A 13,909-nucleotide genomic window follows, 5' to 3' on the forward strand; every position below is an offset into this window, starting at 1 on the left:
TGTTTTTGTATATATTTGTAAAAAATAATTTAAAATGAAAAAAGTAATCCTTACATTATGCTTGGTTTTAGGATCATTAACGATAAATGCTCAAGAGTTAACTTGGCAAACCGATATGAATAAAGCCATGGAGATTTCCAAAAAAACGAAAAAGCCTTTGCTATTATTTTTCACCGGAAGTGATTGGTGTGGTTGGTGTATTCGTTTGCAAAAAGAGGTTTTAAAAACGCCTGAATTTGCCAAATGGGCCAAAGACAATGTAGTTTTGGTAGAATTAGATTTTCCAAGAAGAACACCGCAAAATCCGGAATTGGTAAAACAAAACATGGAATTGCAACAAGCCTTAGGCGTTCGTGGTTATCCTACGGTATGGTTTGTAAACGCTTCTAAAAAGGATGGCAAAACAAACTTAGAGCAAATAGGAAGTACCGGTTATGTAGCTGGTGGGCCAAGTGCTTGGTTGGAGGGAGCTAATAAAATTTTGGGCAATAAAAAATCATAATTCAAACCGAATTAAATCTTATAAAATCCCTTTTCACCGGTATTGTGAAAAGGGATTTTGGCTTTATGGCAGGTAGCTTTCCATAACCGGATGTAACTTTTATAGTTGGAACCATCGGCTATAATTTGTTTTGGCTTGTACTTTGAAATATACCTTTCTAAATTGATTTTGGGAGAATTTACTATAATAAGAATATCCGGTTTAATCTCAGGAAAAGTTATCATACTACTGTCAATCAAAAGAATTTTTTTCGAATGGAAGTAATACAAATGTTGTAAAGATTTGGTTTTTGTTTGCTCAGTAAAATTTGCAGTCAAATAAGATTGTAAATTCTGATTGTCTTTTATCGAATTTTGCAGGCTGTCGTTTCCGTAAACGGTTAAGTTGCTATTCCTGCGTTCGGTAATCATAGTGTTTTTCTTCAAATGAAATACAATCATTTCTTGACTGGTTTCTATGCTATATTTATTATGAATAAAAATGGACTGTAGTATTACCATTCCAATCAAAGTCATCATGGCTTTTTTGTAAGTTGGTTTTTCTAACCAAAGTACAAATAACATAATCATAAGATATGCCGCCCAAAGCATCTCATAGGTAAAGCCAATATTTTTAAAAACAAACGTGTCTAATGAAGCCACCCATTCAATGCATTTGTTTTGCAAGGCAATCATCATTTCCAACGGAACAATCAGGTATTGCGGAACAACCCCAAAGCATCCAATGATTACTGCTAGTAAGCCTACCACCATAATAATCCCCAATAATGGCAGTACTACAACGTTTGTCACAAAAAACAAACCCGGGAATTGGTGAAAATAGTAAAGGCTTAAAGGTAAAGTGCCCAATTGAGCTGCAAAGGAAACGGTTAGGATGTCCCAAAAGTACCGAAGGATTTTGTTTTTAGGGTGCCAAAAATCAGCTAACAAAGGTTGCATCCAAAGGATAAAAAATAAAGCCAAATAACTCAATTGGAATCCAACATCAAATAAAAAGGAAGGTTTCCAAAGCAATATCAGCAACATAGAAACCAAAAGAGTATGGTAAACATTGACGCTGCGACGCAAATGATGGCCTATGGCTACAAAGGAAAACATGGTCACCGAGCGCACTACTGACGGAGCTAAACCGGCCAAAATACCGTAACTCCACAAAGCCAAAATGATGACCAGCAGTTTAAAATAGCTGTTCCTGAGGGTATTTGGAATGGGCTTTAAAAGAAAACCAATAAAGATCATGATGAAACCCACATGCAATCCGGAAACTGACAAGATGTGAACGGCTCCGGCCAACTGATAGTCTTTTAAAGTTTCGGCGTCAATTTCTTGCTGTTGGCCAAGTAACAAAGCTACCATGACTGCTAACTCTTTTGAATCAAAGTTAGACTGTTTTAAATTTTCGATGATAGTAGTCCTGAAATTGGAAAATTTCGACCAAAGAGTTTTTTCGGTTTTAATTACTTTCAGCTTTGGCCACGAGGTGTAAACTTGGGCGTAAATCTGTTTGTTTTCTAAGTACTTACTATAATCAAACTGGTTCGGATTAAATGGCCGTTTATTATTGTATAGTATGCCATCCACATTCACACAACTTCCAATAGCTAAAGTTTTGTTTTGATCAGAATGTCGGATGTTCAAGATAAGTTTGCCTTCGCTTTTTTGGTCTTCAATTCGCTCTAAAATCACAACGTATCTTTCGTTTTTGAGCGTGTTCTTTAATTTTTCATGAATTATTAACCGAAAGTTATACGGAACTTGATCTGTGGTTTGTTGGGTGTAATGATAAAAGCTTTTGTTCTCCTGATGAAAAGCCGCTGTTGATAATCCGATGGTTATTGCGATGACTGAAACTATCAATCCGAAACCAATTTGGGCGCTACTTTTTTTCTGATGGTAATGCAAAAGCATCATCAAACCCAGTCCGATGAAGAGCAAAAAATAAAGAGCCGTTGGTTTGGGATGGAAGCCTTTTTGATACAAGACCAATCCCAAAACAAAGAAAAGGCAAATACGGGTTAATGGAAATTGTAAGATTTTCATGCTACTAAATTACATGATAAATCTTTTTCTTACAAGAAAATTATTATAAAACCCTATTAATTTGTACGAAAGTTCTATTATAATAAGGTTCTTTGGTGGAAGAGATGATTACGCCGCTTTGGGTAGAGGAGTGGATAAATTTGACTTCTTCGTCAGTAACTTCAACCACCATACCTACGTGATTGATTCTTCTTTGTCCTCGATTGATAAAGAAAATCAAGTCACCTTTTTTAGCACTTTTCAAATCTATTTTAGTACCAATAGTGGCCATTTGGTGAGAAGAGCGTGGTAAAGTAATGTCGAATTTTTTAAAGGTTGAATAAATCAAACCCGAGCAATCAAACCCGTCTTTAGTGGTTCCGCCACCACGATAACCAACGCCTAAATTATCTGAAGCGCTGTTGATTAACTGCTTGACTAAATAGCTGGTGTCTTCATTATCAATAAAAATATCAAGTTCGTTCTGAGGGTCAATGCCTGCTTTTTTGATCACGGTAGAAGGTGCCGCAGATTTAGAAGCAACCACAGTATTGGTGTTTTTCTTTTTCTTTTCCTGACTTTTAGCCTCAGTTGTGGTAACCAGTTTAGGTTCGGTATACAGCCCTTTTTTTACGGCAACTTCTTTAGAAGTCACTATAGTAGCCGCCGGTTTACAAGCGATAAGCAGCGTGAAAAAGAACAATATGTAAAGGTGTTTTTTGATAAAGAAAACTTTTTTGCAAAGTTAAAAATTAGGTATTGGAATCAAAACTACTTTAAATCATTTATAATAAATTTAGCAGTTTTGCTACTCGCACCTATGCCGCCGAGTTTGTTTTCCAATAGATGGTATTTTTCTAAAAGTGATTTTCGATGACTTTCGTCTAAGAGTTTCTCCAACTCCTTTTTCAAGTTTTCAGTATTGAATTTTTCTTGTATTAACTCAGTTACCACTTCTTCATCCATGATTAAATTGACCAGAGAAATATATTTCAAAGTAATGATACGTTTCGCTATCTGATAGGAAATCCAACTTCCTTTATAACATACCACTTCAGGAACTTTGAATAAGGCTGTTTCTAAAGTTGCAGTGCCTGAAGTCACCAAAGCTGCTCTGGCCACACTCAATAAATCATAAGTCTTATTCGAAATGAACTTTACATTTTTTTGGGATAAAAACTGTTGGTAAAAACTGTATTCCTGACTAGGCGCTCCTGCAATTACAAATTGATAAGCAGGAAAATCATCCACCACACTGAGCATCACGCTGAGCATTTTGGCAATTTCCTGTTTCCTACTTCCCGGCAATAAAGCAATAATGGGTCTTTCGTCTAACTGGTATTCTTTTCGGAATTCATTTTCATCTGTTGGTTTTCGGTTTTGAATGGCATCAATTAAAGGATGCCCAACAAAGTCTACCGGAAAATGATGTTTCTTTTCAAAAAAATCTTTCTCAAACGGTAAAATCACAAAAAGTTTGTCAAAATCTCTTTTAACGGCTTTGATTCGGTTTTCTTTCCAAGCCCAAATCTGAGGAGCAATATAGTAATGGGTTTTAATACCGCGTTTTTTCGCCCATTGAGCGATGCGCATATTAAATCCGGGATAATCGATAAAAATAATGACATCGGGATGGAACTTTTCAATATCATTTTTGCAAAAGCTAATATTGTTCAAAATGGTTTTCAAGTTCATCACTACTTCGGCAAATCCCATAAAAGCCAAATCGCGATAATGTTTGACCAAAGTACCGCCTACACTTTGCATTAAATCACCACCCCAAAAACGAATGTCAGCCGAAGCATCTTCCTGATACAGTGCTTTCATTAAATTGGAACCGTGTAAGTCACCCGAAGCTTCGCCGGCTATGATGTAATATTTCATAAGCTTTCGTTATTGCATTTTTTTATTGTTGTTGCCAAAAGGTTATAAATCCCAAGTGTTTAATTGTTGAATGGCATGATGTGCAGTCAAATCAAACTGTACCGGAACTACCGAAATGTATCCATGAGCCAAAGCCCATTCATCGGTGTCTTCGCCTTTGTCCTGATTAATGAATTCGCCGGTCAACCAATAATAATCTTTGCCGTAAGGGGTTTGTCTTTTGTCAAATTTCTCCATCCAAATGGCTTTCGCCTGACGGCAAATTTTAATGCCTTTGATGTGTTCGTATTGAAGTTTCGGAAAGTTGACATTCAAAACCGTGCCTTCCGGTAATTTTTTATACAAAACTTCTAAAGCAATTTTTTTGATAAAAGGTTTGATGGTTTCAAAGTCGGCATTCCAACTGTAATCTAACAATGAAAAGCCAATGGCTGGAATTCCCTCAATTCCGGCTTCTACAGCCGCACTCATGGTGCCTGAATAAATCACATTTATCGACGAATTCGAACCGTGATTCACCCCGGAAACACACAAATCGGGTTTCTTTTTCAAAATTTCATTCACCGCCAATTTGACACAATCAACCGGTGTGCCGGAGCAAGCGTATTCGGTTACAATAGCATTTTCAGCTGAAATTTTATTCAAATACAAGGTATTGTTAATTGTGATGGCATGTCCCATAGCACTTTGCGGACTGTCGGGTGCCACAACAATAACATCTCCGATTTCGGCCATAACAGCAATTAAAGCCCTGATTCCCGGAGCATTGATGCCGTCATCGTTGGTGACTAATATAGTAGGTTTTTGAATCATCTTTTGAATTTTTTTGTAACAAAGTTTGGCTAATAAGCGTCAAACTGAACATACAAAATTAACCAATTTGAGGCTTTACAGCGCTACATTTTTTTATAACTTTGAAGCAATTGACAAAGTCATCAAACCAAAAAGTGCTTTTTAACAAAAATTTAGTCTGATTGAAAACTCTTGGCATGGTTTTTTGTTTAATTTAGAAAAATAATTAATGAACGTTATAATGCAGTTTATGAAAAGAAATTATAAAATACTATTGGTAGTTCTTGCACTATCAGTAGCCTTGTTGGGATTTAGTTTATTTCCAAGTAAAAAAGAATCTGATCCGGAGAAAGATAAGTTGTTAATTGAACTGTTGACTTTTGTTATTGAAAAAGGACATTACAGTCCGGCCGCCATTGACGACAATTTTTCTAAAGGGGTTTACAAAGATTATTTGAATGCTTTAGATCCTTCTAAGCGCTTCTTTTTGCAATCGGATATCGATGAGTTTGCTAACTATGAAACGCAAATCGACGACCAAATTCTAAATAAAGATTTGTCGTTTTTCGACCTCACTTATACCCGTTTAATGCAACGAATGGATGAAAGTAAAAGTTACTACAAAGATGTTTTAGCCAAACCTTTTGATTATAAAGCTGATGAAACATTCAATGCTGATTATGAAAAAATACCTTATTGCAAATCGACCAAAGAACTGAAAGAAAGATGGCGCTTGCAAGTAAAACTTTCTGCCTTATCCACTTTAGTTGAAAAACAAAAGTTAGAAGAAGACAAAAAGAAAAATACTGAGGCAGGTAAAAATGAAACGCCTAAGTCTTTCGAGCAAATGGAGAAAGAATCCAGAGAGTCGACCTTAAATTCTTTAAACGACAATTTCAATTTCATTAAAGATTTAGACCGAAATGATTGGTTCTCTATTTATATCAATGCGATTTCATCCCGATTTGATCCGCATACTTCTTATTTTGCGCCTAATGAAAAAGAGCGTTTCGATTTGAGTATGAGTGGGAAATTGGAAGGTATCGGTGCTCGCTTGCAAAAGAAAAACGATTTTACTGAAATCTCTGAATTGATTTCAGGTGGTCCGGCTTGGAGAGGAAAAGAATTAGAATCGGGTGATATCATTTTAAAAGTTGCGCAAGCCAATGGCGAACCGGTTGATGTAGTGGGCATGCGTTTGGATGATGTGGTTAAGAAAATCAAAGGGCCAAAAGGAACTGAAGTTCGATTGACCGTTAAAAAGCAAGACGGAACCATCAAGGTCATCACCATCATTAGAGATGAGGTAGAGATAGAAGAAACCTATGTTAAATCGAGTGTGGTTGAAAAAGATGGTTATAAATACGGGATTATCTATTTGCCTAAATTTTACATCGATTTTGAAGACCAAAATAGCCGAGATGCTGCCAAAGATGTGGCTATCGAAGTAGAGCGTTTGAAAAATGAAGGTGTACAAGGAATTGTAATGGATGTAAGAGATAATGGCGGTGGTTCTTTAAAAACCGTTGTCGATATTGCCGGATTGTTTATTGAGCAAGGTCCGATAGTACAAATCAAGTCGGCTGCTGGTAAGAAAGAAGTATTATACGACCGTGATTCAAAAGTACAATGGGACGGACCGTTGGTGGTTATGATTAATGAGTTTTCTGCTTCGGCTTCCGAAATTTTAGCGGCCGCCATACAGGATTACAAACGCGGTGTGGTTATTGGAAGTAAGCAATCTTATGGCAAAGGAACCGTTCAGAATGTAATCGATTTGAATCAGTTTGTTCGTGGCAGTACTTATGGCGATTTAGGGGCTTTGAAAACAACGACTCAAAAATTCTACCGTATCAATGGTGGTTCTACTCAGTTGGAAGGTGTAAAAAGCGATATTGCCATTCCAGACAAATATGCTTATTTGAAAATGGGTGAGCGCGATATTGAAAACGCCATGCCTTGGGATAAAATTGACCCTGCTAATTATACCATTTGGGACAAACAAAACAATTTTGAGCAAGCCATTAAAAAGAGCAAAGCGCGCATGCAAGCCAATTCTCAGCTGCAATTGATTGATGACAATGCCAAATGGTTAGACGAAAGAAATAAAGAAAACGTCTTCAGTTTAAATATTGATAAATTTAAAGCTGAGCAAAAAGCTTTAGAAGAAAAGAACAAAAAGTACAAACCAATAGCCGATTACAAAAACGAGTTTGTTTTCAATTCGCTTCCGTATGAGTTAGAAGCCATGAATAAGGATAATGTGTTGAAAGAAAAGCGTGAAAGATGGCATGAAGGCTTGTCTAAAGATATTTACATAGAAGAAGCTATTCACATCTTAAACGATTTACAAATGGAAAACAGTAAAGGGCTTTCCAATAAATTAAAGAAAGAAAAGGTAGTTATTAAATCTTAATTCTTGATCATAAAATGAAAAAGCCACCAATTTTATTTGGTGGCTTTTTTTATTAGTTTCTCAGTTTATTGACTTTCTTTTCTGCTTTGTCAATGTCTTCTTGAATCTCTTTTAGTTTAATTTGTTGCTTACTGATTTCGATGTTTTCTTTTTCAATCTCAATGTCGGAAAGTTTGCCTTTTCGTTTGCTTTTTTCCAGTTTAGTTTGCATTTTTTCGAGTTTGTTTCGCTCTTTAACCAGTTTTTCTTTTGATTTTATCAGCGACTTTTCGGCGGAAGCAATTTTCTTTTGCTCTTTTTCAAAGCGCTTTTGTTCTTTTTCCAGTTTGCGCTGTTCTTTTTCGAGCTTTTGAGCTTGCTTCTCAGCATCGGCTTTCATTTTCTCTGCTTGTTTCTGTTTTTGATCCGCAGCTTTTTTTATAGCAGCAGCTTCTTCAGGGGTTAACGTTTTTTCTTGGGCTACTTTTTGCAGTTCAATTTGTTTTAACGCGATTGAATCAGTTGTTTTTGAAAGGGTGTCTTTTACTGCTTGTGCCGACAGTGAATAACTTCCTAAAAGCAACAAAAACGTTAAGGGCAATTTTGTTTTCATAATGAGTATTATTTAGTGTAATCTCAAATTTACAAAAACTATTCCGCTTTTACCATTCATTTACTTTATTAGCATCCATTTTTAAGAAAATAAAAAGCAAAATGGTAAAACCCCACAAACCCGAACCACCATATGAGAAGAATGGCAACGGAACGCCAATGGTAGGAAATACACCTACAACCATGGCGATATTCACAAAGAAATGGATAAACAATATGGATGCTACACAATAGCCGTAAACCCGACTGAATTTGGTTTTCTGTCGCTCTGCTAAATAAATAACTCGAACAATTAGTATCACAAATAAGGCAATAACAAACAAGGAGCCTATAAAACCCCATTCCTCACCAACAGTGGTAAAAATATAATCGGTATGTTGTTCGGGTACAAATCCGCCTTTGGTTTGTGTGCCTTCTAAATAGCCTTTACCAAACCATCCGCCGGAACCAATGGCAATTTCCGATTGATTAGTGTTGTATCCAACGCCTTTCATGTCTACTTCTTTACCCAGTAAAATATTGAAACGGTCGCGGTGGTGTTGCTTGAACACATTTTCGAAAACATAATCAACCGAGAATACAAAGCCCGAAATACCCACTAAGATAATAGCGCTTAAGATCCAATTTCTATTGATAATGCGGCTGCGATAATAAATAAACAAAATAATAGCTAATGCAATTCCGATAATCACCAGTGGCTTCAAGAGTAAGGCCAATATAAATAAAATTATGGCGATAAATCCTGTCCATAAGTACCATGAAGGCAAACCTTCGCGATATAAAACCAAAATAAAGGCACTATAGATTAAAGCACTTCCGGGATCGGGTTGAGGTAAAATCAATAAAATCGGCAGAAAGATGATGACCATGGCTTGAATTTGCCGATTCAAATCTTTTAAATTGACCTGAACATCACTTAAATATTTAGCTAAAGCCAATGAAGTGGCGGCCTTGGCAAACTCTGAAGGTTGCAATGTAAAACTTCCGATGCCATACCAACATCGCTGTCCGGCAATGGTTTTTCCAAAGGCAAAAAGTCCGATTAACGATAGCAATGATACCGCAAAGATGATACTGGAATATTTTTCGTAAAACTTGGCATCTACCGACAACACTATAAATATGATTGGCAGTGAGAACAAGATGAATAAAAACTGCTTTCCGTAAATCTGACTGAAATCAAAAATAGAAGTTTCTCCTTCAATAGATGATAGGGAAGATGAGTAAATGTTCAGCCAACCCAATATCACTAATGCCAAGTAGATTACTACACTAATCCAATCTAAATTATTTGTAACACTTTGATTTTTCATAAGCTGAAATTATCCTTGTGAGGCGGTACTCTTTTGGCCTGCACTGCTGTCTTTGGCAGTAGGTTTTAAAAGTGTATTGGTCTTGGTAACATTGATTAAAGTATCTCTAACCGGATTTTTAATATATCGATTGTATTCCGGTTGTAAGTCGCGAGCCAATATTCTCGTTTCTAAATCTTTGCGAGTGATTTTCCCTCTGATGTATTTTTCAATCATTAAACTGGCAATTGGTCCGGCTATTGTGGCTCCATAACCACCATTTTCTACTAGAATAGCAATCGCAATTTTCGGATTGTCTTTGGGAGCAAAAGCCACAAATATAGAGTGGTCTTTCAACTGAACTCTTTTGCCGTCTATAATAGTAAAGTTTTCCGCAGTTCCTGTCTTACCGCAAATCTCAATGCCTTCAACTTTTAATCCGCTGGCGGTACCAAAATTATAAACATCAAACAATCCGCTTACCATCGTTTCAAAATGTTCTTTGTCTACAGTAGCTACGTGTTTTGTTCTGAACTTTTTATCGATGACTTCACCTTTGATTTTTTTTATGATGTGAGGTGTATAATAGTAACCTCTATTGGCTACTGTAGCCATCATGTTGGCCAATTGAATAGGCGTCATCAATACTTCACCTTGCCCGATAGCATTTGAGACTATCGTTTTGCTACTCCAACGCCAACCCGGATAGATCTTTTTATAAGTTTTAGAATTTGGGATATTTCCTCTTCTTCCGGTTGGTAAATCGTAACCCATAAATTCTCCCAAACCAAATGTTTTCAAGTGTTTACTCCAAACATCAACACCAACAGAAGCATTGCCGAACTTGTCTAAAGTACGCATGTAAGAAGTAGAAAAGAAAGTATTACAAGATTCATAAATACCGCGATGCAATTGAACCACACCACCATGACAGTGACATCTCATAAATCTTCCCGGGGCAAAACTAAAACCGTGATTACAAACTACAGAAGTATTCAAATCAATGGCTCCTTCTTGTAAAGCAATCAATCCCGTAAGAATTTTAAATGGCGAACCCGGTGGATATTGAGCTAATAATCCACGGTCATACAAAGGTTTTGCAATCGAATCGTGGTACAACATCGTGTAATTCTTAGACCGCTGTCTGCCAACCAAGATTGCAGGATCATAAGAAGGCGCGGTTACCAAAGCCAGTATTTCTCCGGTTTTGGGTTCTAGAGCCACTATGCCGCCGCGTTTGTTAATCATTAATTCCTCACCATATTGTTGTAAAACGGCATCAATGGTCAGGTTAATGTCTTTTCCTTGCTCTGCAATAGTGTCAAATCGACCTTCTTTGTAAGAGCCAATTTCTCTGTTGTATTTGTCGCGTTGAATGTATTTTACGCCTTTAATACCTCGAAGAATTTCTTCATAACTTTCTTCAACTCCTTGTTTACCAATTAAATCACCGCTTTTGTAATACTTGTTTTTTTCGATGATACTTTCGTTGACTTGTGTAATAAAACCAAAGATGTTAGCGCCAAAAGCTACCTGATAATCACGGAGAGAACGTTTCTGAATGTAGAAACCACTAAAGTTTCGCTGTACTTCTTGAAAAGCGGCGTATTCTTTCTTGTTCAGTTGTGCTAAAAATAAAGAAGGCAAACGCGGACTGTAAACTTTGGCTTTGGCAATTTTTTTCAGAAAGTCTTCTTTGGTAATATTGAGTAGTTTACAAAACTCAGTAGTGTCAATATCCTTAACATCTTTCGGGATTACCATAATATCGTAAGATGGCTGATTGGCTACCAACAGTTTTCCGTTTCGGTCATACACATAACCCCTTTCCGGATACTCATACTTAATTTTGATGGCGTTGTTATCGGATTTTAATTTTAGCGAGTCATCAATTACCTGTAAATAAAATAATCGCAGTGCCAATAAAAAGGTTCCCACTAAAATGATGGTAGGCAATAAAACTTTTCTCATCGCTTACTGGGCTTTATAATGTAAATTATAATAATACAAGTGATAAGGGTAAAGATAGTACTCAAAAAAGTACGAAGTAATATTTCCCACAAGAAGCTTAACTTGAATACTTCAAGTAAAAACATAATTGAATGGTGCAAAACTACAGCAATCAATAAAAACGAAAAACGTTCCGGCGTAATGACGTCATTGAGTTTTACGGTTTGGTATTCATAACTTAATCCGAACGAAAATTTAAAAATTGCCGGTCTGAAGTAGGCTAAAGTAATACATGCCGCGGCATGAACGCCTCCCGAATTACAAAACATATCCATCAATATACCTAGGAAGAAACTCGCTGCTAAAAGTCCGGTCTTGTTTCCGTTTACCGGAAAAAGAATAATAAACAGGATATAAGGAAACGGATTAATGAACCCAAATAAATCAATTCGGTTAAAAATCAACACTTGTGCAAAAAGCAACAAAATGAAGCGAGCAATATTTCCGAGTAAAGCACTATTCATCTTTTTTAGTTTGATTTTCTAAATGGGTAATCTCATCGGAGTCTTTGTTTTTGATGATATAAACATGGCCGAGGTTAGTCATGTCGTTGAACAACTTAATGTCTAAGGTGTAATAGTTGGTTACATCATCAATATAGACTTTTTCAATGGTTCCGATACCAATATTTTCCGGAAAAATAATAGATTGTCCACCGGTTACGATGGTATCACCTTTTCTCACGCCGGCCAATCTCGGAACATCAATCAATTGAACAAATCCGGTGCTTTTTCCGTTCCAAACCAAAGAGCCGAAATGATTTGACTTTTTGATTTTGGCATTGATTTGCGATTTCACATTTAAAATGCTGATAATTGTCGCATAATTTTTTGAGGTTTTATCCACTATACCTACAATCCCCGCACTATTAATAACACCCATATTGCGTTTGATTCCAGATGCCGAACCGTTATTAATGGTAAGATAGTTTTCAAAAACACTGTAAGAGTTTCGTATCACTTTAGAAACGATAATATCCGTTTTTTTGACGCCTTTGATAGTATCAATTTCAGGAAGTTTGGTAGTGTCTTTTTGATTGAACAACAACGATTTTAAACGAGCATTTTCCAATGCCAACTCTTCGTTTTGTGATTTTAAACTGAAGTATTCGTTTATGTTGTTCACTCTTTCATAAATGCCACCGGTAAAGAAATTAGCGGAGCTAATGATTTTGCTCTTGTGATAAGAATGCGACTGAATAGTGAGCGAAAGCGATATGACCAAAAGCAGCAAAAACAGTAAGCGATTACTGTTTTTTAAAATAAAATTAAATATTTGCTGCATCTTTTTCTAGGGTTCAGTGTTCAGTATTCAGTGTTGGGTATTTTAACAACCAACATTACTTTATCAATATGCTTCTGAATTTCGGGATGTTTTTAAGGGCCATTCCGGTACCGCGAACAACGGCTCTTAACGGATCTTCAGCAATATACACCGGCAAATCTGTTTTTTGAGATATACGCTTGTCCAAACCTCTTAACATCGAACCTCCACCAGCTAGATAAATACCGGTATTATAAATATCGGCAGCCAATTCCGGTGGTGTTTGAGATAAGGTTTCCATAATGGCATCTTCGATACGTTGTATGGATTTGTCCAGCGCTTTAGCAATTTCTCTAAACGATACTTCCACTTGTTTTGGTTTACCGGTCAATAAGTCACGACCTTGTACCGACATATCATCCGGTGGTGTTTCTAAATCGTCAGTTGCTGCTCCAATGGTAATCTTGATTTTCTCGGCAGTACTTTCTCCCACAAATAAATTGTGTTGGGTTCTCATGTAGTATACGATATCGTTGGTGAAAACGTCACCGGCAATTTTAACCGATTTATCACAAACAATACCGCCCAAAGCAATTACTGCAATTTCGGTAGTTCCACCACCGATATCTACAATCATATTCCCTTTGGGTTGCATAATGTCGATACCGATACCAATCGCCGCAGCCATAGGTTCGTGAATCAAATAGACTTCTTTACCGTTTACGCGTTCACACGACTCTTTTACCGCACGCATTTCTACTTCGGTAATACCGGAAGGAATACAAACCACCATGCGCAAAGCCGGAGTAAACATTTTTTTCTTTAAAGCCGGTATGCTTTTGATAAACATACTGATCATTTTTTCAGAAGCATCAAAATCGGCGATAACCCCGTCTTTCAACGGACGTATGGTTTTTATGTTTTCATGGGTTTTACCTTGCATCATATTGGCTTCTTTTCCAACGGCTATGATCTTGCCTGATATTCGATCACGGGCTACAATTGATGGGCTATCAATTACAACTTTGTCGTTATGAATTATCAGAGTATTGGCTGTACCAAGGTCAATGGCAATATCCTCGGTCATGAAATCAAAAAATCCCATAAGTCTTTTAAGGGTTTAAATGTTTATATAAATTTT

12 protein-coding genes are annotated in these 13,909 nt (G+C 36.7%); 2 read left to right on the forward strand and 10 right to left on the reverse strand.

Translation table 11 applies throughout. The annotated features are described in order from the left end of the window. The first annotated feature begins 34 nt into the window (after positions 1-34). On the forward strand, positions 35-502 hold the full coding sequence (locus ACIQ32_RS00985) for a thioredoxin family protein (protein ID WP_396193779.1): 468 nt from the start codon (positions 35-37) through the stop codon (positions 500-502). Between the two features lie 11 nt (positions 503-513). On the opposite strand, the gene ACIQ32_RS00990 is transcribed toward ACIQ32_RS00985, so the two are convergent. The 4 genes from ACIQ32_RS00990 to surE all read right to left on the reverse strand — a co-directional run bounded on the left by ACIQ32_RS00990 (position 514) and on the right by surE (position 5,217). Then, positions 514-2,541, reverse strand: coding sequence for a ComEC/Rec2 family competence protein (locus tag ACIQ32_RS00990; RefSeq protein ID WP_396193781.1), 2,028 nt, complete (start codon positions 2,539-2,541; stop codon positions 514-516). A 43-nt stretch (positions 2,542-2,584) separates the two neighbouring features. Then, positions 2,585-3,223, reverse strand: coding sequence for a C40 family peptidase (locus ACIQ32_RS00995; protein ID WP_396193782.1), 639 nt, complete (start codon positions 3,221-3,223; stop codon positions 2,585-2,587). 68 nt (positions 3,224-3,291) lie between these two features. After that, on the reverse strand, positions 3,292-4,404 hold the full coding sequence (gene lpxB / locus ACIQ32_RS01000; protein ID WP_396193783.1) for a lipid-A-disaccharide synthase: 1,113 nt from the start codon (positions 4,402-4,404) through the stop codon (positions 3,292-3,294). 42 nt (positions 4,405-4,446) lie between these two features. Then, positions 4,447-5,217: a 5'/3'-nucleotidase SurE gene (surE, locus tag ACIQ32_RS01005; RefSeq protein ID WP_396193784.1), complete on the reverse strand. Its 771-nt coding sequence runs from the start codon at positions 5,215-5,217 to the stop codon at positions 4,447-4,449. A gap of 208 nt (positions 5,218-5,425) precedes the next feature. On the opposite strand from surE, the gene ACIQ32_RS01010 reads away from it, so the two are divergent. Further along, positions 5,426-7,612 carry a carboxy terminal-processing peptidase gene (locus tag ACIQ32_RS01010; RefSeq protein ID WP_396193785.1) on the forward strand — a complete coding sequence of 729 codons (2,187 nt, stop codon included), beginning with the start codon at positions 5,426-5,428 and terminating at the stop codon, positions 7,610-7,612. A 52-nt stretch (positions 7,613-7,664) separates the two neighbouring features. Here ACIQ32_RS01010 and ACIQ32_RS01015 read toward each other — a convergent pair whose 3' ends face one another. Genes ACIQ32_RS01015 through ACIQ32_RS01040 form a run of 6 tightly spaced genes read right to left on the reverse strand, consistent with a single transcriptional unit; the run spans position 7,665 to position 13,873 of the window. After that, the gene (locus ACIQ32_RS01015) at positions 7,665-8,204 is read right to left on the reverse strand and encodes a hypothetical protein (protein WP_396193786.1); all 540 of its coding nucleotides are present in this window, start codon (positions 8,202-8,204) and stop codon (positions 7,665-7,667) included. A 49-nt stretch (positions 8,205-8,253) separates the two neighbouring features. After that, entirely contained in the window at positions 8,254-9,516 is a 1,263-nt protein-coding gene (gene rodA / locus ACIQ32_RS01020) for a rod shape-determining protein RodA (RefSeq protein ID WP_396193787.1), read from the reverse strand. A 9-nt stretch (positions 9,517-9,525) separates the two neighbouring features. Continuing rightward, positions 9,526-11,466, reverse strand: coding sequence for a penicillin-binding protein 2 (mrdA, locus tag ACIQ32_RS01025; RefSeq protein WP_396193789.1), 1,941 nt, complete (start codon positions 11,464-11,466; stop codon positions 9,526-9,528). Beyond that, positions 11,463-11,969, reverse strand: a complete 507-nt coding sequence (locus ACIQ32_RS01030; protein WP_396193790.1) for a rod shape-determining protein MreD — start codon at positions 11,967-11,969, stop codon at positions 11,463-11,465. The genes mrdA and ACIQ32_RS01030 overlap by 4 nt, the downstream gene beginning before the upstream one ends. Continuing rightward, on the reverse strand, positions 11,962-12,789 hold the full coding sequence (gene mreC / locus ACIQ32_RS01035) for a rod shape-determining protein MreC (RefSeq protein WP_396193791.1): 828 nt from the start codon (positions 12,787-12,789) through the stop codon (positions 11,962-11,964). Before mreC ends, ACIQ32_RS01030 begins: the two co-directional genes overlap by 8 nt. Positions 12,790-12,844: 55 nt before the next feature. Then, positions 12,845-13,873 carry a rod shape-determining protein gene (locus ACIQ32_RS01040; protein WP_290872724.1) on the reverse strand — a complete coding sequence of 343 codons (1,029 nt, stop codon included), beginning with the start codon at positions 13,871-13,873 and terminating at the stop codon, positions 12,845-12,847. Positions 13,874-13,909: the final 36 nt, after the last annotated feature.

Source organism: Flavobacterium sp. (assembly GCF_044373165.1).
In the GTDB taxonomy this organism is placed as follows: Bacteria; Bacteroidota; Bacteroidia; order Flavobacteriales; family Flavobacteriaceae; genus Flavobacterium.

What these genes read in the sequence shown, in the direction of transcription:
- ACIQ32_RS01030 (WP_396193790.1), bottom strand. Translation starts at nt 11,969, where the DNA reads ATGAATAGTGCTTTACTCGGAAATATTGCTCGCTTCATTTTGTTGCTT.
- ACIQ32_RS01015 (WP_396193786.1), bottom strand. Translation starts at nt 8,204, where the DNA reads ATGAAAACAAAATTGCCCTTAACGTTTTTGTTGCTTTTAGGAAGTTAT.
- ACIQ32_RS00985 (WP_396193779.1), top strand. Translation starts at nt 35, where the DNA reads ATGAAAAAAGTAATCCTTACATTATGCTTGGTTTTAGGATCATTAACG.
- ACIQ32_RS01040 (WP_290872724.1), bottom strand. Translation starts at nt 13,873, where the DNA reads ATGGGATTTTTTGATTTCATGACCGAGGATATTGCCATTGACCTTGGT.
- ACIQ32_RS00990 (WP_396193781.1), bottom strand. Translation starts at nt 2,541, where the DNA reads ATGAAAATCTTACAATTTCCATTAACCCGTATTTGCCTTTTCTTTGTT.
- lpxB (WP_396193783.1), bottom strand. Translation starts at nt 4,404, where the DNA reads ATGAAATATTACATCATAGCCGGCGAAGCTTCGGGTGACTTACACGGT.
- rodA (WP_396193787.1), bottom strand. Translation starts at nt 9,516, where the DNA reads ATGAAAAATCAAAGTGTTACAAATAATTTAGATTGGATTAGTGTAGTA.
- mrdA (WP_396193789.1), bottom strand. Translation starts at nt 11,466, where the DNA reads ATGAGAAAAGTTTTATTGCCTACCATCATTTTAGTGGGAACCTTTTTA.
- mreC (WP_396193791.1), bottom strand. Translation starts at nt 12,789, where the DNA reads ATGCAGCAAATATTTAATTTTATTTTAAAAAACAGTAATCGCTTACTG.
- surE (WP_396193784.1), bottom strand. Translation starts at nt 5,217, where the DNA reads ATGATTCAAAAACCTACTATATTAGTCACCAACGATGACGGCATCAAT.
- ACIQ32_RS01010 (WP_396193785.1), top strand. Translation starts at nt 5,426, where the DNA reads ATGAACGTTATAATGCAGTTTATGAAAAGAAATTATAAAATACTATTG.